Raw genomic sequence first — 19,183 nt, 5'->3', positions numbered from 1 at the left:
TGATGATGACATTCAAGTTCCCCGCTGCATCCGCCATGATCGCCTCGCTGGCGATGCTGATGCTGGCCGCGCCGTCTTCGGCGCAGCAGCAAACGGCGCCTGCCGCGCAGCCTGCTCCCGTGACCCGGCCTCAGCCCGCACCCGCGGCCCAGCCGGCGGCAGCCCAGCCTGCGGCGGCTGCCCAGGCCGCGCCGGTGGCCGCCCAGCCGGCACAAGCGGCGCCGCAGGCACAGGCCGCGCCGGCCCCTGCCGCGGCAGCTCCGGCTCCGACGGCGAACGAGGCGTCCCTGGCTGCGCCCGCGAGCGGCGACAGCAAGTCGCTGAAGTCGACCTCGACCGGCCTGCACGAATTGTCGCCGTGGAACATGTTCTTGAACGCCGACATCATCGTGAAGGCGGTGATGCTCGGTCTGGCATTCGCATCGCTCGTCACGTGGACGGTGTTCATCGCCAAGATGGTCGAGCTGACGGTAGCGCAGCGCAAGCTGCGTGGCGCGCTGGCCAAGATCGCTGAATCCCGCTCGCTGGCCGAAGCGCAGTTCGCGCTCGGTGCCAAGGGCAGCGTGCTGTCGTCATTCATCGCAGCTGCGATGCGGGAGGGGCGCCTGTCGGCGGGCATATCGAGCGACAGCGGCATCAAGGAGCGCGCGGCGTCGAGCTTCGCCGAGATCGTGCGCGCCGAAGCCCGCAAGATCCGCATCGGCATGGGCCTGCTCGCGACCATCGGCGCGACGTCGCCCTTCGTCGGCCTGTTCGGCACCGTCTGGGGCATCATGAACAGCTTCATCGGCATTTCGAAGTCGCAGACGACCAACCTTGCCGTGGTGGCGCCGGGCATTGCGGAAGCGCTGCTCGCGACCGCGATCGGCCTCGTCGCGGCGATCCCCGCGGTCATCATCTACAACCATTTCTCGCGCGTCACGAAGGTCTATCTCGAGCTCGTCAACCGCGCCTCGGGCGCCGCGGGACGGCTGTTGTCGCGCGATCTCGACCGTACCCATGGCGACGTTCCGCGTAACGCGCATGCGCGCGCCGCGGCGGCGGAGTAGGCGATGGCAGTCTCGATCTCCGAGAACGATGGCGACGACGATTTCGCGGAATCCCACGAGATCAACGTCACGCCGTTCATCGACGTCATGCTGGTGCTGCTGATCATCTTCATGGTGGCAGCACCGCTCTCGACCGTCGATCTTCCGATCGATCTGCCGACCTCCAGCGCGACGCCGCAGAAGAAGCCGGACAAGCCGACCTATCTCAGCATCAAGCCGGATCTCACGCTGGCGATCGGGGAGAACGCGGTGAAGCGCGTCGACCTGGTCAATTCGCTGGATGCCGTGCCCGACATGACCCGGGACAAATACGTGTTCCTGCGGGCCGATCGGATGGTACCCTATGGCGAGCTGATGGGCGTGATGGAGCTGCTGCGCGCCGGCGGCTACACGCACGTGAAGCTGGTCGCGCTCGAGGGCGTTCCGGGAGCGCCCGCGGCGGCGCAGGCCGATCCTGCCAAACCCTGACGGCGAACGCGATGTCCACCAACCCCGATCTCGATCTGCGGACCTCGAAGCGGCTCTGGGTGATCGCTGCCGTGACGGCAGTCGGGCTGCATCTAGGCGGTGCCGCGCTGGCACTGACCAATTTGCGCGGCGACGACGGCGACGAGGGGCTCGGCGCTGCCGGCGCGGAGTACGCCGTCGAGCTGGCTTCCGCGGATGCGACCGAGGAGGCCCTACCGCCCGGACCGCTGGCTGACGAGCAGCAGGCTGTGCAGGAAATGGCGCAGCAGAAGGCCGAGGTGAAGGACACCGACCTGCCTCAGGAAAAGCCGGTGGAGTCCGACGACCCCGATCGCATCGTGACGGAAGACACCGCCAAGAAGCAGAAGGAGGAGGAGGCCAAGGTCGCCAAGGTCGAGACCAACGCGCAGGAAGCGCAGCAGGCCTCGGAGGCGGCCGCGCCGACCAAGCTGGAGGACGCGCGTCAGTCGGACACCACCAAGGCACCCAACCCAGGCATCGGCAAGGACAAGCTGCTGCTGACCGCCAAGTGGGGCAAGAAGATCAGCGCCTATCTCGACCTGCACAAGAAATTCCCGGAGAAAGGCAAGGCCAAGGAGGCCAAGGTGAAGGTCGCGCTTGTGCTGAATCGTCTGGGCAAGGTGCTGTCGGTTGCCGTGCTGGAATCGTCCGGAGATGCCGCCTTTGACGACGCGGCGATCTCGATGGTCCACCGGTCCGATCCGGTCCCGGCGCCGCCGGCCGACCTGACCGACGATCAGTTCTCCTTCAGCCTCGACGTCAATTACAACAAGCCGAAGAAGTAGCGAGCCGCGGCTGCTTGCGATCAGACGCCAGCGTCATTCCGGGGCGCGACACGTCGCGAACCCGGAATCCATTTCTCCATTGAATGCGCCGCTGGTCGATTCCGGGTTCGCGGTTTCACGAGCCCCGGAACGACGTTGCCTCAGCTCTTCTTCACCAGCGGGCAGACGCTCTTCTCGAGCGGGAGGAAGGCCTCGTCCGCGGGGATGGTGGCGACCAGCTTGTAATAGTCCCACGGATATTTCGACTCGGACGGCTTCTTCACCTCGAACAGATAGGCCGGGTGGATCTTGCGGCCGTCGACGCGAATCGAGCCCTTGCCGAACAGGGGATCGTCGGTCGGCATCTCCTTCATCTTGGCGACCACGGCGCGGCCGTCATGCGGATTGCCGCCGAGCGCTTCCAGCGCCTTGAAATAGTGGATCAGCGAGGAATAGACGCCGGCCTGCACCATGGTCGGCGGGTTCTTCTTGAAGCGCTCCATGAAGCGCTTGGAGAAGGCGCGGGTCTGGTCGTTCATGTCCCAATAGAATGTCTCGGTGAAGTTCAGCCCCTGCGCGACGTTGAGGCCGAGCGCGTTGATGTCGGTGATGAACAGCAGCATGCCGGCGAGCCGCTGGCCGCCCGAGACGATGCCGAATTCCGCGGCCTGCTTGATCGCGTTGGTGGTGTCGCCGCCGGCATTGGCAAGGCCGACGATCTTGGCCTTCGAGCTTTGCGCCTGCAGCAGGAAGGACGAGAAGTCGGCATTGTTGAGCGGATGCTTGACGCTGCCGAGCACCTTGCCGCCATTCGCGGTGACCACCGCCGAGGTGTCGCGCTCGAGCGCCTGGCCGAACGCATAGTCCGCGGTGAGGAAGAACCAGGTGTCGCCGCCGGATTTGACCAGCGCCTTGCCGGTGCCGTTGGCGAGCATGTAGGTGTCATAGACCCAGTGCACCGTGTTCGGCGAACACTGCGCGCCCGTGAGGTCGGACGAGGCCGAGCCCGAGTTCAGGTTGACGACGTTCTTCTCCTTCGAGAGGTTGGCAATCGCGAGCCCGACATTGGAGGCCGCGAGGTCGACGAACACGTCGACCTTCTCGACGTCGATCCACTGCTTGCCGATGTTGACCGCGACATCGGGCTTGTTCTGGTGATCGGCCGAGATCAGATCGATCTTCCAGCCCTTCGCCAGCAGCCCGGAATCCTCGATCGCCATCTGCGCCGCCACGGTCGAGCCGGGACCGCCGATATCCTGATAGAGGCCGGACTGATCGCCGAGCGCACCGACCTTGGCGACCTTGTCCATCGTCTGCGCCGACGCACCGCCGCAGAACACGAGACTCGTGGTCATGACCAAGGCCGTCGTGACCGAGGCTGCAATGGAACGCTTCATCTTCCCTCCAATATGATTTTGTTTTTTTGAGTTCCGCATTATGCCCGGCATCGGGCGCATCGCCTAGAGCGCCGGCGCGATCGCTCGCGCGCGATATTCCACGCCACGGCGATTGCGCAGCCGGTAACGCGCGACGGGATGCCTCGGTGTGCGGAGTTCGATCATCAGACGCGGATAGGGTGAAGCGGGGACGGCACTATTTCCAGTAGTACCGGATCGCGACGTAGACCACGACGAGGCAGGCGAAGATCAGTGCCACCGGCATCGAACGCTTGGCGTTCGGGTCGGAGGTGCTCGTCTTCTTGGGCGGCAGGCGGCGGAACGTCGTGACGTTGCCGCTGTCGGCGACCGGCTCACGCGCGCGCGCTGGAACCTCCGGCGCTTTGCCCGCACCGCCCATCTCGACATAGTAGGTGCGGTACATCTCCTGGATGGTCGCCTCGCCGGCGTCGGCTTCGCTCATCTGTCCCAGCAGCTTGTTGTAAATGGCCAGAAAATTCTGCGCCTCAGGCGGCAAGGCGGAGGCGCCGTTCAGCTTGGCCATCATCTTCCAGGTCGCAAAGTCGGCCCGCGCGCGGGTGTCGGCGCGTCGTGCAATCAGCATATCGGCAGCTTTGATCACCATGGCCTCGAAGCGTTCCCGTCCTCAACGCGCGACCCGGAAAAATGGCTACCGGTTTTTCGGTCGGGTCGTGCGCAGATCAAGGCTATGTGTTTCCGGTAATGAGGAGAAGGGCGTTGATTACATAGCCGGTCAGAGTTCGCAGTATCGTTGAAATAACATCAAGATTTAGGCCGACTTGCTGGCCAATCACCGGCAGCAGGATCAGGAGCCCGATCAGGATCAGCATGCCGTAGGGCTCCAGCCGGGCGAGCGGGATCGCCAGCGGCCTTGGCAGCAGTCCGACCGCGACCCGGCCGCCGTCCAGCGGCGGGATCGGCATCATGTTGAAGATCGCGAGCACGATGTTGATCAGGAAGGCGTTTTTCAGATTGTCCGCGGTCCATTTTGCGGCATCGGCCGGCACCAATGGCAGCGCGTGGAATGCCAGCGCCGCGGCGATCGCCAGGATGATGTTGGTGGCCGGGCCGGCCAGCGCCACCCACACCATGTCGAGCTTGGGATAATTGAGCTTGCGGAAGTTCACCGGCACCGGCTTGGCGTAGCCGAACAGGAACGGCGAATGCGCGAACAGCAGCACCGCAGGCAGGATCAGCGTGCCAAACGGATCGATGTGCTTCAGCGGGTTGAAGCTGACGCGGCCGAGGTGCCAGGCGGTGTCGTCGCCGAGCCGATGCGCGACGAAGCCGTGCGCGGCTTCGTGAAACGTGATCGCAATGACCACCGGCAATACCCAGACGGAGATGTCATAGAGGGAGATGTTCAATGCCGTGCCGCCTCAGGTTCGCTGGGACCGGACCTCAGGCTAGCACGGATTCGCTGAAGGCCTTGCTGGCGAGCGTTGCCGCGGTCAGCGCATGTCGGGGGCGACCGCGTGCGCCAGGGGCGGCTGGGTGGTCGCGATCCAGATGCCGGCGAAAACGGTGACGATGCCGGCCACCAGATTCCAGCTCAGCGGCTCGCCGAGCAGGGCTGCGCCGACCAGCGATGCCGCGATCGGATTGACGGTGACCGAGATCGCCACCCGGGTCGGCGTCGTCCGCTCCAGCGCGAAGGCCCAGAGATAGAAGGTGAGCGCAGCGCCGAAGGCGCCGAGATAGATCGCGCCGAACCATTGCGGCGCGCCGAAATCGGCAACCGGCGCAAAACTGCCGCGCAGCAGCGAGGCGACAATGAGCACCACCGCCCCGGCGGCCATCGCGAGCGTGGTGAAGGGGATCGGGCCGGAGCGGCGGATATAGGGTTTTGACCAGATGCTGTAGAGCGCCATGCACAGCGCGGCTGCCATCATCAAGAGGTCGCCGCGCCAGGCGCCGGGTGGCGCCGTGGCGAGGCCGGAGAGCAGCGCCATCGAGACGCCGAGGATGGTGATCAGGACGCCTGCGGTCTTGCGCGCGGTGAGCGCTTCGGCGCCCAGCGCCGCGCCGACCAGCATGGTCAGCAGCGGCAGCGTCGACAGCGCAAGCGCGCCGCGCGCTGCGGTGGTGAAGATCAATGAGGCGTTGAACAGGACCGGAAACGCCGCAAAGAACAGCAGGCCGAGGCCGGCAACGCCGAGCCAGTCGTGCCGCGTCGGCCAGCTCCGGCGTTGCAGCAGTGCCAGCGGCAGCAGCAGCAGGACGCCGATGCCGAAGCGGAACGCGCCGATCGCCAGCGGGTCGATGGCGCCGACCAGAAACCGCGTCGCCCCGATCGAAGTGCCGCCGAGCGCGCTCGAGGCCACCGCCGCCAACACCCCCCAGATCTCGCCCATTCCGTTCGCCCCTTGGTTTTGCTTGCGCAATCTAGGGAAGGGGACATAATCAGGGAATGGAATAGATGTGATTGACTAAATCACAGATCGTTATGAGTGCGCCCATCCTGGACCCGGATCTTCTGCAGGCCTTTGTCGCGGTGGCGGAGCATCGCTCCTTCACCCGCGCGGCCTCGGCGCTGAACCGGACCCAATCCGCCGTCAGCATGCAGGTGAAGCGGCTGGAAGAGCGGCTGCAGGCCGAACTGTTTCACCGCAGCACGTCCAGTGTCGACCTGAGTGCAGCCGGCGAGGGATTGCTCGGTTATGCCCGCCGCATCCTGAGCCTCAACGCGGAGGCGGTCGGCCGGGTGCGCGAGCATGGCACGGATGGACGGGTTCGCCTCGGCGTGATGGACGACTATGGGACGATGATTGTCCCGCCGCTGCTCAAGGACTTCATCGCCGGCTATCCGCTGATCCATGTCGAGATGGAGACCGGGCTGACGTCGACAATGACCGATCGGCTCGGCGAAGCCTATGACCTCGTGATTGCGATGCACCCCGAGGGACGCGGCGAGGGCGAGTTGCTGCGCACCGAGCAGGCGGTGTGGGCCGCGAGCGCTGCGCATCGCGTCGAGGAGCTCGATCCGCTGCCGGTCGCGCTCTACCCGCAGGGCTGCCTGTTCCGGAGCTGGGCGATGCAGGCGCTCGACCAGGCGAACCGGCCGTGGCGGCTCGCCTTTGTCAGCCACAGCCTGTCCGCGGTCGAGGCGATCGCGGCGCAGGGGCTTGCTGTGACCGTGGTCAAGTCGGGGACCTTTCCGCCGACGCTGCGTCGGCTGACCGCGCGCGACGGCATGCCGCGGCTGCCGCGGGCCGAGATACGGCTGCATCGCGCGCAAAACCTGTCGCACGCGGCGTCACTCCTGGCCGATCATCTCGTCGCGGCGCTGCGGCAGCCGGCGAGGCGAGCAGCGAGTTAGTAGGTCGCGCGGCCGCCGGAGATGTCGAACACCGCGCCGGTGGAGAAGGCGCAGTCTTCCGACGCCAGCCACGCAACCATCGAGGCGAGTTCTTCGACCTGCACGAAGCGGGCCTTCGGGATCTTCGACAGCATGAAGTCGATGTGCTGCTGGGTCATCTGGTCGAAGATCGCGGTCTTCGCTGCGGCCGGCGTCACCGCATTGACCAGGATGTCGTGCTGCGCGAGCTCCTTGCCGAGCGATTTGGTGAGCGCGATCAGGCCCGCCTTCGACGACGAATAATGCGCGGCGTTCGGATTACCCTCCTTGCCGGCGATCGAGGCGATGTTGACGATGCGGCCGTATTTCTGGCCGATCATAGTCGGCACGATCGCCCTGCAGCAGATGAAGGGACCCTCGAGATTGATGCGCATCACCCTGCGCCAGTCGTCGAGATCGGTTTCCCATACCGGCTTGTTGGCTCCGGTGATACCGGCGTTGTTGACGAGAATGTCGATCTTGCCGAACGCCCGCAGCGTTTGATCGCGCGCGGCGTCGACCGCGTCGGGATTGGTGACGTCGGTCTTGATCGCGATCACGTTCTCGCCGATCGCCCGCGCGGTCTTCTCGGCCAGCGGCTGGTCGAAATCCCAGATCGCGACCTTGGCGCCCGACGCGACAAAGCGCTCGGTGATGGCGCGGCCAAAGCCCTGAGCGCCGCCGGTGACGACGGCACAGCGGCCGTTCAGATCGATCTTGTTCATGTTGCCTCCCGATTAGAGTGTCCAGCCGCCGTCGATGACGTGCGCGACGCCTGTCGTGAACGAGCTTTCGTCGCTGGCAAGATAGACGGCGAGCGCAGCGATTTCCTCGGCGGTGCCGAGCCGGCCCATCGGCTGACGCGCAACGAACATATCGCGTCCCTGCGGGCCGGCAGCCGCCGCACGCTCAAGCATCGAAGGCGTCTCGATGGTGCCGGGGCAGATGCAGTTGCAGCGGATGCCCTTGGTGATGAAATCGGCCGCGACCGAGCGCGTTAGTGCCGCGACCGCGGCCTTGGTGGCGCTATAGACGTAGCGGTTCGGCGCCGCCTTCACCGCGCCGGCGGCGGAGGCGATGTTGACGATGGCGCCGCCGCCCTGCGCCAGCATGCCGGGCAGGAAAGCGCGCGTGGTGCGGTGCATCGACTTGACGTTGAGGTCGAAGGAGAAGTCCCAGTCGTCGTCCGAGCACTCCAGCACTGTGCCGTGATGCACGAAGCCCGCGGCATTGAGCAGGATGTCGGTCTTGCCGACGCGTTTTGCCATTGCCTCGATGGCTGCGGTGTCGCGCACGTCGAGCTTTGCAACCTCGGCGACGCCTTCCTGCTTGAGCAGCGCAAGCTTGCCCTCGTCGATATCGGTCGCGAACACGGTCGCGCCCTCGCGGGCAAAGGCCAGCGCGCAGGCGCGGCCGATGCCGACGGCCGCTGCGGTTACGAATGCGCGTTTGCCCTTCAGGCGGTCTGACATGCATTTCTTCCTTCTTTGGCGATTTGCAGTGTCATGCGCGGGCTTGACCCGCGCATCCATCTTCGAGGAGCGATGGATTGCCGGGTCGAGCCCGGCAATGACGGTTTGTGTCCTAGTGATTGTCGCGCGCCACGCCGACCTTGCCGGCGATGTCGTGGTAGCGCGTCGCGAGCTCGAGGCAGGCGCCGGTCGCGTGCTGGCCGACGGTCTTGCGGTAGAGCTCCTGCCACGGCGTCTGGTTGGCCGGATGCGGGAAGCCGCCCTTGGCCTTCAGCTCGGCGCGGCGGGTGCGCAGCTCATCCTCCGAGATCATGATGTTGGCGCTGCCCTTGTTGAGGTCGATGCGCACCTTGTCGCCGGTCCTCAGGATCGCGAGCCCGCCATCGGCGGCGGCCTCGGGCGAGGCGTTGAGGATCGAGGGCGAGCCCGAGGTGCCGGACTGCCTTCCGTCGCCGATGCAAGGCAGGGACAGGATGCCGCGTTTGATCAGCGCCGCGGGCGGCTGCATGTTCACCACCTCGGCGCCGCCGGGATAGCCGATCGGGCCGGTGCCGCGGACGAACAGGACGCAGTGCTCATCGATGTCGAGCGCGGGATCCTCGATGCGGTTGTGATAATCCTCCGGCCCCTCGAACACGATGGCGCGGCCCTCGAATGCATTGAGGTCCTTCGGGTTGGACAGGTACCGGTCACGGAATTCCCTCGAGATCACGCTGGTCTTCATGATCGCGGAATCGAAGAGATTGCCGCGCAAGACCAGAAAGCCGGCGTCCTTCACCAGCGGCTTGTCGTAGCCCCAGATCACGTCGCCGTCGGGCGCAGGTGCTTCCTTGCAGTTCTCGCCCATGGTGCGGCCGTTGACGGTGAGGGCGCCTTCGTGGATGCGCTTGTACTTGATCAGCTCGCGCACCACCGAGGGCACGCCGCCGGCGCGGTGATATTCCTCGCCGAGATAGAAGCCGGCCGGCTGCATGTTCACCAGCAGCGGGACGTCATGGCCGTATTTCTGCCAGTCGTCGATCGACAGCTCGACGCCGACATGGCGCGCCAGCGCATTGATATGGATCGGTGCATTGGTCGAGCCGCCGATCGCGGAGTTGACCACGATGCAGTTCTCGAACGCCTCGCGCGTCAGGAAGTCCGACGGCTTCAAATCCTCCCAGACCATGTCGACGATGCGTTTGCCCGTCTCGTAGGCGATCTGGCCGCGCTCGCGATACGGCGCCGGGATCGCCGCGCAGCCCGGCAGCGAGAAGCCGAGCGCTTCCGCCAGCGAGTTCATGGTGGAGGCGGTGCCCATGGTGTTGCAATGGCCGACCGAGGGCGCCGAGGAGGCCACGATCTCGATGAATTGCTCATAGTCGATCTCGCCGGCGGCGAGCCGCTCGCGCGCCTTCCACACCACGGTGCCGGAGCCGGTGCGCTGGCCCTCGTGCCAGCCATTCAGCATCGGGCCGCCCGACAGCACGATCGCCGGCAGGTTGACGGTCGCCGCCGCCATCATGCAGGCCGGCGTGGTCTTGTCGCAACCGGTGGTCAGCACCACGCCGTCGAGCGGATAGCCGAACAGCACCTCGACCAGGCCGAGATAGGCGAGGTTGCGGTCGAGCGCCGCGGTCGGGCGCTTACCGGTCTCCTGGATCGGATGGGTGGGAAACTCCATGGCGATGCCGCCGGCGGCGCGGATGCCCTCGCGGACGCGGTGTGCGAGCTCGAGGTGATGCCGATTGCAGGGCGACAGGTCGTTGCCGGTCTGCGCGATGCCGATGATCGGCTTGCCCGACTGCAATTCCTCTCGCGTCAGGCCGTAGTTGAGATAGCGCTCGAGATAGAGCGCGGTCATGCCCGGATTGTGCGGGTTGTCGAACCATTCCTGGGAGCGGAGCCTGCGGCCCTTGCCCTTGCTGGTCGCGCGTGCGGCGTCGTGCCCGTTGGTGGGGGGTTTTGTCATTGGTTTCTCCCGCAATGCAAACTCTGGTGGGCCCATTCAAGGGCTCTGGTTCAACGTCGTTGCTACCTTGCGCAAATCGTCGTGCATTACAAACCCGACCGATCACGCACAGGTGTTTCGTGTGATGGATTGGACCTTAGTTGAAGGGTCTTGGTTGCGCTATCATTTTATCATTTTTCGGGTCCCTTGTGACGGCCAGGTAGCGGGCGACGTCAATTGCGTCGCGCCGAGCTTTGCCGTTCCATGACACTGAAGCCGAGATCGACGACGGGATCAGTGGGCCGGCGCCCTTCCAGCGTCTCGATCACCATCACGGCAGCGTTTCTGCCCATTTCGTAGCGATTGGTGCGCACGCTGCTCAAGGTCGGCTCGCTCGACGCCATAAATTCGAGGTCGTTGAAGCCGACGATCGCCATCTGCTCCGGCACCGCCATGTGCCGGCGCTTGCATTCGAACAGCGCGCCGAGCGCAAGGTCGTCATTGACGCAGAACACGGCGTCGATGTCGGGCGCCTTGGCGAGCAGGTCGGCAAACAGCGTCCCGCCGAGCGTGACCGAGGTCGGGATCGCCGTTGTCACAATAAGCTGTGGATCGAACAGCCCGGCGTCGGTCATCGCGGAGCGATAGCCGTCGAGCCGGCGCTGCACCCGCGGATCCATCCGTGCGCCGAGGAATCCGATCCGCCGGTAGCCCTGCGCCAGCAGGTGGGCGATGGCCGCTTTTGCGGCGTCAAAATGCGAGAATCCGATCATCATGTCGATCGGGGAGGGACCGACCTCCATGATCTGGACGATGGGACAATCGACCGTCTCCATGATGCGGCGGGAATCGGCGGTCTGGTTGATGCCGGTAATGATCAGCCCGGCGGGCTTCTGTGCCAAAAACAGACGCAGCAGGCGCTCTTCCTGCAGGATGCTGTAGCGCGTGTTGGCGAGCTGAATGCTGTAGCGGCTGCCGTCGAGCGCGTCGTAGATGCCGCGCAGCACGTCGGAGAACACGTTGTTGGTCAGCGACGGGATCAGGACACCGATCACCTCGGTGCGCTGCGACGCAAGCGCGCGTGCCGCGAGATTGGGCACGTAACCGAGTTCTTTTGCCGCACTATCGACCCGCGCGCGCTTGCCGGCCGAAAGTGCTTCCGGATTTCTGAAGAACCGTGAGGCCGTAATCGGACTGACACCGGCGAGCTTCGCGACTTCGGCGAGCCGGATCTTGCCTGGCGTGATGCGCTTTCGGGCCATTTGCCGCTCATATCACGACGTTCGTCGCAGACAAACTGATATTGACAGCGCTACCAAGCGATTGCTAATCGAACGATTGCCAAAACCGGATAAACTGCGGACAATAACGCCAGTCCAACAGCGCCGCGCACCCAGCGCGGCCGGAACACAAAACAGAGCGGTGGCGGCACTCGTCGTACGTCGTCGGGAACTTGAGGGAGGGAAGTGGATGTCGTCGGTCCAGATTCGCGACGTGCGGAAATCGTTCGGCAATTTTGAGGTCTTGCACGGCGTGTCGATCCCGATCGAGGACGGCGAGTTCGTCGTTCTGGTCGGCCCCTCCGGCTGCGGCAAGTCGACCCTGCTGCGCATGCTGGCGGGGCTCGAGAACATCACCTCCGGCACGATCTCGATCGGCGATCGCGTCGTCAACAATGTCCAGCCCAAAGAGCGCGACATTGCGATGGTGTTCCAGAATTACGCGCTCTATCCGCATATGACCGTCGCCGACAACATGGGCTTCTCGCTCAAGCTGCGCGGCGCCAAGCCCGAGGAAATCTCGACCGGCGTCAAGCGCGCCGCGGAAATCCTCGCACTGACGCCGCTGCTCGAGCGCTATCCTCGCCAGCTTTCGGGCGGCCAGCGCCAGCGCGTCGCGATGGGCCGCGCCATCGTGCGCGATCCCCAGGTGTTCCTGTTCGACGAGCCGCTGTCGAACCTCGACGCCAAGCTGCGTGTTGCGATGCGCACCGAGATCAAGGAGCTGCACCAGCGGCTGAAGACCACGACCGTCTACGTCACCCACGACCAGATCGAGGCCATGACCATGGCCGACAAGATCGTCGTGATGCACGACGGCATCGTCGAGCAGATGGGCTCGCCGCTCGAGCTCTATGACACGCCGGCGAACCAGTTCGTGGCCGGCTTCATCGGCTCGCCGGCGATGAATTTCCTCAAGGGCAATGTGAAGGTGAACGGCGCCGCCTATTTCGAGGGACCGAACGGCGTCAAGCTGCCGCTGAAATCGGCGCCGGCCAATTCCGACGGCCAGCCCGCGGTCTACGGCGTGCGGCCCGAGCATTTCACCATTGCCGATGACGGCGCCGAGGCCGAGATCGTGGTGGTAGAGCCGACCGGCTCGGAGACCCAGGTGTTCGCCAAGCTCGGCGGCGAGCAGGTCGTCGCCGTGTTCCGCGAGCGCCATCTGTTCAACCCGGGCGACAAGGTTCGGCTCAAGCCGGATCCGTCGCTGGTCCATCTGTTCGACGATTCGACGGGGAAACGACTGAACAGCTGACGGACCGATCGATCTTAATGGCCGACCAACAGGCCAGATCAAAAACAACAAAAACACAATCATAGGGAGAAGGACGATGCACGATTTTACTCGCCGCTCGCTACTTCAGGGCGGCACGGCGCTGGCTGCAACCGGCATGCTCACCGGGCCGGCGCTGTTCGACTTCGCCAAGGCCTGGGCGCAGAGCGCGCCCTGGAAGGCGGAGCCCGGCGCCAAGCTCACCGTGATGCGCTGGAAGCGCTTCGTGCCCGCGGAAGACGATGCATTCAACGCCATGGTCGCGGCCTTCAAGTCGGCAACCGGCACCGAGATGAACGTGTTCAGCGAGTCCTTCGAGGATGTGCAGCCGAAGGCTTCGGTCGCCGCCAACACCGGCTCGGGTCTCGACCTCGCCTGGGGCCTGCACACGCTGCCGCAGCTGTTCCCGACCAAGGTTCTCAAGATGAACGACGTTGCCGATTATCTCGGCAACAAATATGGCGGCTGGACCGAAGCCGCGGCCAAGACCTGCAAGCAGGGCAATGACTGGCTCGGCATTCCCGTCGCGACCATCGGCGGCTATTTGACCTATCGCAAGTCGGCCGTCGAGAAGGCCGGCTTCAAGCAGGTGCCGTCCGATTTCCCGGCCTATCTCGAACTGTGCAAGGCGCTGAAGAAGAACAATACGCCGGCCGGCTTCGCGCTCGGCCACGCCACCGGCGACGCCAATGCCTGGGTGCACAACATCCTCTGGGGCCACAACGCCTGGACCGTCGACAAGGACGACAAGGTCATCATCAATTCGCCGGAGACGATGAAGGCGCTGGAGTATGCCAAGGCGCTGTCGGAGACCTTCATTCCGGGTGTCGCGTCCTGGAACGATTCCTCCAACAACAAGGCCTTCCTGTCCGGCGAGCTGTTCCTGACCTCGAACGGCATCTCGATCTACGTCGCGGCCAAGGACGATCCGAGCAAGAAGGAGCTCGCCGAGGACATCGACCACGCATTGTGGCCGGTCGGCTCGATCGGCAAGCCGACCGAATTGCAACTCGCGGTTCCGATCCTCGCCTTCAACTTCTGCAAATATCCGAACGCGGCAAAGGCGTTCATCGCCTTCATGCTGGAGAAGGAGAATTTCGAGAAGTGGCTGTCGGGCGCGCGGGGTTATCTCACCCACACGCTCAACGCCTACGACTCGGCTCCGGTGTGGACCGCCGATCCGAAGAACGCGGTGTTCGGCCAGGCCTCGAAGCGCGCGCTGCCGGCCTCCGGCATCGGCACGCCCGGCGAGAAGGCCGCGACCGCGATCGCCGACTTCATCGTGGTCGACATGTTCGCGAACTACTGCACCGGTGCCAAGGACGGCAAGGCCGCGATGGCGGAAGCCGAACGGCAGCTGAAGCGTATCTATCGCTGATGTGATGGCCGCGGGCGGCGGAGAGCCGCCGCCCGGCGTCATCATTGGAATGCCATCATTGGAATATTGCGTAGTCATGCTCAATCCGTTGAGCAATCGGGACATCGCCTATGGCTGACATCGCCCTCGCGCCGCGACGTGCGAAAACCGAAATCCGCGAAGCGACCGCATGGGATCAGCTCCGCCACAACAAGAACTGGCTCGGATTCTGGTTCATGTTGCCGGCGATGGCGTTCCTGATCTTCTTCCTGGCCTATCCGCTGGGGCTCGGGATCTGGCTGTCCTTCACCGACACCCGCATCGGCCGCGTCGGTCATTTCATCGGCACCGAGAACTATGAATGGCTGTGGGACGACGCCATCTTCTGGCTGTCGGTCTTCAACACGCTGATCTACACCTTCATCGCGAGCGCCGTGAAGTTCGCGGTCGGACTCTATCTGGCGCTGTTGCTCAACGAGCGCATGCCGTTCAAGGCGCTGTTGCGCGCCGCGGTGCTGATCCCCTTCATCGTGCCGACCGTGCTGTCGGCGCTGGCGTTCTGGTGGATCTTCGATTCCCAGTTCTCGATCATCTCCTGGTCGCTGAAGCATCTCGGTCTGATCACCCAGAACATCAATTTCCTCGGCGACACCACCTGGGCCCGGATCTGCGTGATCTTCGCCAATATCTGGCGCGGCGTGCCGTTCGTCGCGATCACGCTGCTGGCCGGCCTGCAGACCGTGCAGCCGTCGCTGTACGAGGCGGCGACCCTGGATGGCGCCTCGCGCTGGCAGATGTTCCGCTACATCACCTATCCCTTGCTGACGCCGATCATCGCCGTCGTGATGACGTTCTCTGTGCTGTTCACCTTCACCGACTTCCAGTTGATCTGGGCGATGACCCGCGGCGGTCCGGTCAACGCCACCCATTTGATGGCGACGCTGTCGTATCAGCGCGCGATCATCGCAGGGCAGTTGGGCGAGGGCGCCGCGATCTCGAGCGCGATGATCCCGTTCCTGCTCGCCGCGATCATGGTGTCATGGTTCGGCCTGCAGCGCAGGAAGTGGCAGCAGGGAGAGAGCAATGACTGATCTTCCCGCCTCCAAGGTCGACCTCAAGAGCATCCTGTCGACGTCGTCGCGCGTCGATAACAGCGAGGGCATGAGCTACCTGCAGTCGGTGCCGCGGCGGATCGTGACGCTCTACATCCCGCTGTCGATCATCGTGATCATCCTGCTGTTCCCGTTCTACTGGATGGGGCTGACGGCGATCAAGCCGGACGAGCAACTGCTCGACCTCGACAAGTACAATCCGTTCTGGACCTGGAATCCGACCTTCAAGCACGTCCACAAGCTGCTGTTCGAGAGCTACTATCCGCATTGGCTCTGGAACACGATGTATGTGGCGGTGGGCGCCACCGTGCTGTCGATCATCGCGAGCGTGCTCGCGGCCTATGCGATCGTGCGGCTGCGCTACAAGGGCGCCAACGTCGTCGGCGGCCTGATCTTCCTGGCCTATCTGGTGCCGCCGTCGATCCTGTTCATTCCGCTCGCGACCGTCGTGTTTCAGTACGGCCTGTTCGACTCGCCCCTGGCGCTGATCCTGACCTATCCGACGATCCTGATTCCGTTCTCGACCTGGCTGTTGATGGGCTATTTCAAGACCATCCCGTTCGAGCTCGAGGAATGCGCACTGATCGACGGCGCCAGCCGCTGGCAAATCCTGATCAAGATCGTGCTGCCGCTTGCCGTCCCCGGCCTGATCTCGGCCTTCATCTTCTGCTTCACGCTATGCTGGAACGAATTCATCTATGCGCTGACGTTCCTGCAATCGACCCCGAACAAGACCGTGCCGGTCGCCATCGTCAACGAATTCGTTGACGGTGACATCTATCGCTGGGGGTCCCTGATGGCAGGGGCGCTATGCGGCTCGCTGCCGCTGGTTATTCTTTACGCATTCTTCGTAGAGCATTATGTCTCGGCGATGACGGGTGCCGTGAAGGAATGAGCGCGCAAGGCCCGCAGCTGAATTCGAACAAGACAAGAAAAGGAGCAGGGTCGTGCACATTCTGATTCTGGGCGCCGCCGGCATGGTCGGCCGCAAGCTGACCGAGCGTCTCTTGCGCGAGGGCCGCCTCGGCAAGCAAGAGATCACCCGGATGACGCTGCAGGACGTGGTCGCGCCGGCCAAGCCCGCGAATGCCTCGATCCCGGTCAATGTCGTCGCATCCGATTTCGCCGATGCCGGCGCCGCGGCACCTCTGATCGCCGAGCGCCCGGACGTGATCTTCCATCTCGCCGCGATCGTCTCGGGCGAGGCCGAGGCCGAGTTCGACAAGGGCTACCGGATCAACCTCGACGGCACCCGCTATCTGATCGACGCCGTCCGTGCCGTCGGCGGCGGCTACAAGCCGAGGCTGGTGTTCACGTCCTCGATCGCGGTGTTCGGTGCGCCGTTCCCCGAGAAGATCGGCGACGAGTTCTTCCATACGCCGCTGACGAGCTATGGCACCCAGAAGTCGATCTGCGAGCTCCTGATCAACGACTACACCCGCAAGGGTCTGCTCGACGGGATCTCGATCCGTCTGCCGACAATCTGCGTGCGTCCGGGTAAGCCGAACAAGGCGGCGTCCGGCTTCTTCTCCAATATCATCCGCGAGCCGCTGGCGGGTGAGGAGGCGGTGCTGCCGGTGTCCGAGGACGTCCGGCACTGGCACGCCTCGCCGAAATCGGCGGTCGGCTTTCTGGTTCACGCCGGCACGATGGATCTCAATGCGATGGGGCCACGGCGCAATCTGAGCATGCCCGGGATGTCCGTCACCGTTGGCGAGCAGATCGCGTCGCTGGAGCGCGTCGCCGGCAAGAACGTCACCGCGCGGATCAAGCGGGTGCCTGATCCGACCATCATCAGCATCGTCTCGGGCTGGCCGCGCGATTTCGCCACCGACCGCGCGCTGAAGCTCGGCTTCACCACAGCCGAGAAGACATTCGACGACATCATCCGGATCCATATCGAGGACGAACTCGGCGGCAAGTTCGCCGCCTGAGCGGCGTCCGGGCTAAAGCATGATCCGGAGAGGTGCGAAGCGGTTTTCCGAGAAGATCATGCTCAGACAAGGGGCTAAGCGCGATGATGATTCAACCAGGCTTCATCGCGCTTTAGCGCGGCTCGCGAGATGACCAGAGTTGCCAGCATCGGCGAATGCATGATCGAGCTGCGTCAGGCTCCTGGCGGCCAGCTCGGCGGGCTGTATTCGCGCTCCTTTGGCGGCGACACGCTCAACACCGCGGTCTATCTGTCCCGGCTCGGCGTCCACGTCGATTACTTCACGGCGCTCGGCGATGATGCGCTGAGCGATGAGATGATCGCGGGCTGGGTGAGCGAAGGCATCGGCACCAAGCATGTCGCGCGATCGGCGGGCAAGCTGCCCGGGCTCTATCTGATCCAGACCGACGACAAGGGCGAGCGGCGCTTCTTCCACTGGCGTGACAGCGCCGCCGCCCGCGACCTGATGGATTTGCCCGAAACGGAAGACATCCTGAATTCACTCGCGACTTATGACCTCGTCTATCTCTCGGCGATTACGCTCTCGATCCTGCGCGAGGATGGGCAGGAGCGATTGCTGGCGGCGCTGAAGCGTGCGCGGCTGCTGGGGACGCGGTTTGCGTTCGACACCAATTTCCGCGCCCGCGGCTGGCCGGACCTGAACGTCGCGCGGAAGGTCTTCAGCAGCGCGTTCGAGACGGCCGATATCGTGCTTGCCTCGACCGAGGATCTGGCGCCGCTTTATCCCGGCGAGAGCAACACGGCGCTGCTGGCGGGCATCTCGAGCCCCGAGGTGGTGCTGAAGCTCGCCGAGCCGGCCTGCATCGTGCGCTCGGCCGGCGGAACGCGCGAGGTGAAGGCGGAGCAGCTCACCAAGCCGGTGGTCGATACCACCGCGGCTGGCGACAGCTTTGCCGCCGCCTATCTCGCCGCGCGGCTCGGCGGCGCCGAACCCGAGGAGGCGGCGCGCGCCGGCCATCGGCTGGCCGGGGTCGTGGTGTGCTATCCCGGCGCGATCATTCCGCGTTACGCCATGCCGCCGAAGAAGGCGCTTCGTCTCCCACCATCCCGCAAGGCCTCGCAATGACAACGACATCGAAGCAGGACCGGATCGCCGAGCTGATCCGCCAGGCCACCGTGATCCCGGTGCTGACCATCGAGCGGCTCGAGGACGCGGTGCCGCTGGCGAAGGCGCTGGTCGCCGGCGGCGTGCGGACGCTCGAGGTGACGCTGCGGACGGCGGTCGCGGTCGACGCGGCCAGGGCCATCATCGCCGGTGTGCCGGAGGCGATCGTCGGGATCGGCACGATCCTCAATGGTGACGATTTGGCGCGTGCCGAGGCGCTGGGCGCCAAATTCGGCATCAGCCCGGGTGCGACGCCCGAGCTGTTGACGGCGGCAGCCGCCAGCCGGCTGCCCTTCGCGCCGGGGATCGCGACCGCCTCCGAGCTGATGCAGGCGCTGGCCCACGGCTTCGACGTCGTCAAATTCTTCCCGGCCGAGCAGGCCGGCGGTATCAAGGCACTGCGGGCTCTGGCCGGGCCATTTCCGCAGGTCAGGGTGTGCCCGACCGGTGGGGTCAGCGAGGCCAATGCGGCGACCTGGCTCGCCGAGCCGAATGTGCTGGCGGTCGGCGGTTCCTGGCTGTGCCCCGCGGCCGATATCCGCGCCGGCAATTGGGCCGGCATAACCGCCATGTGCGCGACGGCGATGAAAACGCTGAAAGCCGCCTGAAGATACGCTACATAACTCTCCGAACAGGAACA

19 protein-coding genes are annotated in these 19,183 nt (G+C 64.7%); 11 read left to right on the top strand and 8 right to left on the bottom strand.

All coding sequences use genetic code 11. From position 1 onward, the window contains the following. The first annotated feature begins 2 nt into the window (after nucleotides 1-2). Genes exbB through I6F38_RS13210 form a run of 3 tightly spaced genes read left to right on the top strand, consistent with a single transcriptional unit; the run spans nucleotide 3 to nucleotide 2,323 of the window. The gene (gene exbB / locus I6F38_RS13220) at nucleotides 3-1,049 is read left to right on the top strand and encodes a tonB-system energizer ExbB (protein ID WP_225160638.1); all 1,047 of its coding nucleotides are present in this window, start codon (nucleotides 3-5) and stop codon (nucleotides 1,047-1,049) included. Between the two features lie 3 nt (nucleotides 1,050-1,052). Next, nucleotides 1,053-1,517, top strand: a complete 465-nt coding sequence (gene exbD / locus I6F38_RS13215) for a TonB system transport protein ExbD (RefSeq protein WP_076826519.1) — start codon at nucleotides 1,053-1,055, stop codon at nucleotides 1,515-1,517. An 11-nt stretch (nucleotides 1,518-1,528) separates the two neighbouring features. Then, nucleotides 1,529-2,323 carry a TonB family protein gene (locus I6F38_RS13210; protein WP_225160637.1) on the top strand — a complete coding sequence of 265 codons (795 nt, stop codon included), beginning with the start codon at nucleotides 1,529-1,531 and terminating at the stop codon, nucleotides 2,321-2,323. Nucleotides 2,324-2,463: 140 nt separating this feature from the next. Here the strand turns inward: I6F38_RS13210 and I6F38_RS13205 are convergent, their stop codons facing one another. The 4 genes from I6F38_RS13205 to I6F38_RS13190 all read right to left on the bottom strand — a co-directional run bounded on the left by I6F38_RS13205 (nucleotide 2,464) and on the right by I6F38_RS13190 (nucleotide 6,074). Beyond that, nucleotides 2,464-3,699 (bottom strand): ABC transporter substrate-binding protein, encoded by a 1,236-nt coding sequence (locus tag I6F38_RS13205; protein ID WP_225160636.1) that lies wholly within the window; start codon nucleotides 3,697-3,699, stop codon nucleotides 2,464-2,466. 196 nt (nucleotides 3,700-3,895) lie between these two features. Next, nucleotides 3,896-4,303 carry a hypothetical protein gene (locus I6F38_RS13200; RefSeq protein ID WP_026192644.1) on the bottom strand — a complete coding sequence of 136 codons (408 nt, stop codon included), beginning with the start codon at nucleotides 4,301-4,303 and terminating at the stop codon, nucleotides 3,896-3,898. Between the two features lie 103 nt (nucleotides 4,304-4,406). Beyond that, nucleotides 4,407-5,087, bottom strand: coding sequence for a site-2 protease family protein (locus I6F38_RS13195; protein WP_225160635.1), 681 nt, complete (start codon nucleotides 5,085-5,087; stop codon nucleotides 4,407-4,409). A gap of 84 nt (nucleotides 5,088-5,171) precedes the next feature. Then, nucleotides 5,172-6,074: a DMT family transporter gene (locus tag I6F38_RS13190; RefSeq protein ID WP_225160634.1), complete on the bottom strand. Its 903-nt coding sequence runs from the start codon at nucleotides 6,072-6,074 to the stop codon at nucleotides 5,172-5,174. A 92-nt stretch (nucleotides 6,075-6,166) separates the two neighbouring features. On the opposite strand from I6F38_RS13190, the gene I6F38_RS13185 reads away from it, so the two are divergent. Beyond that, complete coding sequence (locus I6F38_RS13185; RefSeq protein WP_225160633.1) at nucleotides 6,167-7,039, top strand: LysR substrate-binding domain-containing protein; 873 nt, start codon at nucleotides 6,167-6,169, stop codon at nucleotides 7,037-7,039. Here the strand turns inward: I6F38_RS13185 and I6F38_RS13180 are convergent. The 4 genes from I6F38_RS13180 to I6F38_RS13165 all read right to left on the bottom strand — a co-directional run bounded on the left by I6F38_RS13180 (nucleotide 7,036) and on the right by I6F38_RS13165 (nucleotide 11,721). Continuing rightward, the gene (locus I6F38_RS13180) at nucleotides 7,036-7,782 is read right to left on the bottom strand and encodes an SDR family NAD(P)-dependent oxidoreductase (protein ID WP_057019729.1); all 747 of its coding nucleotides are present in this window, start codon (nucleotides 7,780-7,782) and stop codon (nucleotides 7,036-7,038) included. The two genes, I6F38_RS13185 and I6F38_RS13180, sit on opposite strands and share 4 nt — an antisense overlap. 12 nt (nucleotides 7,783-7,794) lie before the next feature. Then, nucleotides 7,795-8,529 carry an SDR family oxidoreductase gene (locus I6F38_RS13175; RefSeq protein ID WP_225160632.1) on the bottom strand — a complete coding sequence of 245 codons (735 nt, stop codon included), beginning with the start codon at nucleotides 8,527-8,529 and terminating at the stop codon, nucleotides 7,795-7,797. Nucleotides 8,530-8,641: 112 nt separating this feature from the next. Then, nucleotides 8,642-10,480, bottom strand: coding sequence for an IlvD/Edd family dehydratase (locus I6F38_RS13170; RefSeq protein ID WP_225160631.1), 1,839 nt, complete (start codon nucleotides 10,478-10,480; stop codon nucleotides 8,642-8,644). 212 nt (nucleotides 10,481-10,692) lie between these two features. After that, on the bottom strand, nucleotides 10,693-11,721 hold the full coding sequence (locus I6F38_RS13165; RefSeq protein WP_225160630.1) for a LacI family DNA-binding transcriptional regulator: 1,029 nt from the start codon (nucleotides 11,719-11,721) through the stop codon (nucleotides 10,693-10,695). Between the two features lie 208 nt (nucleotides 11,722-11,929). Here I6F38_RS13165 and ugpC point away from each other — a divergent pair, with 208 nt between their 5' ends. The 7 genes from ugpC (at nucleotide 11,930) to eda (ending at nucleotide 19,151) form a co-directional block, all read left to right on the top strand. Further along, nucleotides 11,930-12,997 carry a sn-glycerol-3-phosphate ABC transporter ATP-binding protein UgpC gene (gene ugpC, locus I6F38_RS13160; RefSeq protein ID WP_028334988.1) on the top strand — a complete coding sequence of 356 codons (1,068 nt, stop codon included), beginning with the start codon at nucleotides 11,930-11,932 and terminating at the stop codon, nucleotides 12,995-12,997. A gap of 76 nt (nucleotides 12,998-13,073) precedes the next feature. Further along, on the top strand, nucleotides 13,074-14,393 hold the full coding sequence (locus I6F38_RS13155; RefSeq protein WP_057019733.1) for an ABC transporter substrate-binding protein: 1,320 nt from the start codon (nucleotides 13,074-13,076) through the stop codon (nucleotides 14,391-14,393). 110 nt (nucleotides 14,394-14,503) lie between these two features. Beyond that, nucleotides 14,504-15,463 (top strand): sugar ABC transporter permease, encoded by a 960-nt coding sequence (locus tag I6F38_RS13150; RefSeq protein ID WP_225160629.1) that lies wholly within the window; start codon nucleotides 14,504-14,506, stop codon nucleotides 15,461-15,463. Further along, the gene (locus I6F38_RS13145; protein ID WP_225160628.1) at nucleotides 15,456-16,379 is read left to right on the top strand and encodes a carbohydrate ABC transporter permease; all 924 of its coding nucleotides are present in this window, start codon (nucleotides 15,456-15,458) and stop codon (nucleotides 16,377-16,379) included. Before I6F38_RS13150 ends, I6F38_RS13145 begins: the two co-directional genes overlap by 8 nt. A 52-nt stretch (nucleotides 16,380-16,431) precedes the next feature. Beyond that, nucleotides 16,432-17,418, top strand: a complete 987-nt coding sequence (gene denD / locus I6F38_RS13140) for a D-erythronate dehydrogenase (protein WP_225160627.1) — start codon at nucleotides 16,432-16,434, stop codon at nucleotides 17,416-17,418. A 129-nt stretch (nucleotides 17,419-17,547) separates the two neighbouring features. Beyond that, nucleotides 17,548-18,504, top strand: coding sequence for a sugar kinase (locus I6F38_RS13135; RefSeq protein ID WP_225160626.1), 957 nt, complete (start codon nucleotides 17,548-17,550; stop codon nucleotides 18,502-18,504). After that, nucleotides 18,501-19,151 carry a bifunctional 4-hydroxy-2-oxoglutarate aldolase/2-dehydro-3-deoxy-phosphogluconate aldolase gene (eda, locus tag I6F38_RS13130; protein WP_225160625.1) on the top strand — a complete coding sequence of 217 codons (651 nt, stop codon included), beginning with the start codon at nucleotides 18,501-18,503 and terminating at the stop codon, nucleotides 19,149-19,151. Before I6F38_RS13135 ends, eda begins: the two co-directional genes overlap by 4 nt. The last annotated feature ends 32 nt before the right edge of the window (nucleotides 19,152-19,183 follow it).

The organism is Bradyrhizobium sp. BRP56, assembly GCF_020194035.1.
Lineage (GTDB): Bacteria > Pseudomonadota > Alphaproteobacteria > Rhizobiales > Xanthobacteraceae > Bradyrhizobium > Bradyrhizobium australafricanum.
This window is presented reverse-complemented; position numbering and strand designations above follow the sequence as displayed.

Excerpts from the sequence above, each read along its gene's own strand:
- exbB (WP_225160638.1), top strand. The coding sequence starts at position 3 with ATGATGACATTCAAGTTCCCCGCTGCATCCGCCATGATCGCCTCGCTG.
- exbD (WP_076826519.1), top strand. The coding sequence starts at position 1,053 with ATGGCAGTCTCGATCTCCGAGAACGATGGCGACGACGATTTCGCGGAA.
- I6F38_RS13210 (WP_225160637.1), top strand. The coding sequence starts at position 1,529 with ATGTCCACCAACCCCGATCTCGATCTGCGGACCTCGAAGCGGCTCTGG.
- I6F38_RS13205 (WP_225160636.1), bottom strand. The coding sequence starts at position 3,699 with ATGAAGCGTTCCATTGCAGCCTCGGTCACGACGGCCTTGGTCATGACC.
- I6F38_RS13200 (WP_026192644.1), bottom strand. The coding sequence starts at position 4,303 with ATGCTGATTGCACGACGCGCCGACACCCGCGCGCGGGCCGACTTTGCG.
- I6F38_RS13190 (WP_225160634.1), bottom strand. The coding sequence starts at position 6,074 with ATGGGCGAGATCTGGGGGGTGTTGGCGGCGGTGGCCTCGAGCGCGCTC.
- I6F38_RS13185 (WP_225160633.1), top strand. The coding sequence starts at position 6,167 with ATGAGTGCGCCCATCCTGGACCCGGATCTTCTGCAGGCCTTTGTCGCG.
- I6F38_RS13180 (WP_057019729.1), bottom strand. The coding sequence starts at position 7,782 with ATGAACAAGATCGATCTGAACGGCCGCTGTGCCGTCGTCACCGGCGGC.
- I6F38_RS13175 (WP_225160632.1), bottom strand. The coding sequence starts at position 8,529 with ATGTCAGACCGCCTGAAGGGCAAACGCGCATTCGTAACCGCAGCGGCC.
- I6F38_RS13170 (WP_225160631.1), bottom strand. The coding sequence starts at position 10,480 with ATGACAAAACCCCCCACCAACGGGCACGACGCCGCACGCGCGACCAGC.
- I6F38_RS13165 (WP_225160630.1), bottom strand. The coding sequence starts at position 11,721 with ATGGCCCGAAAGCGCATCACGCCAGGCAAGATCCGGCTCGCCGAAGTC.
- ugpC (WP_028334988.1), top strand. The coding sequence starts at position 11,930 with ATGTCGTCGGTCCAGATTCGCGACGTGCGGAAATCGTTCGGCAATTTT.
- I6F38_RS13155 (WP_057019733.1), top strand. The coding sequence starts at position 13,074 with ATGCACGATTTTACTCGCCGCTCGCTACTTCAGGGCGGCACGGCGCTG.
- I6F38_RS13150 (WP_225160629.1), top strand. The coding sequence starts at position 14,504 with ATGGCTGACATCGCCCTCGCGCCGCGACGTGCGAAAACCGAAATCCGC.
- I6F38_RS13145 (WP_225160628.1), top strand. The coding sequence starts at position 15,456 with ATGACTGATCTTCCCGCCTCCAAGGTCGACCTCAAGAGCATCCTGTCG.
- I6F38_RS13135 (WP_225160626.1), top strand. The coding sequence starts at position 17,548 with ATGACCAGAGTTGCCAGCATCGGCGAATGCATGATCGAGCTGCGTCAG.
- eda (WP_225160625.1), top strand. The coding sequence starts at position 18,501 with ATGACAACGACATCGAAGCAGGACCGGATCGCCGAGCTGATCCGCCAG.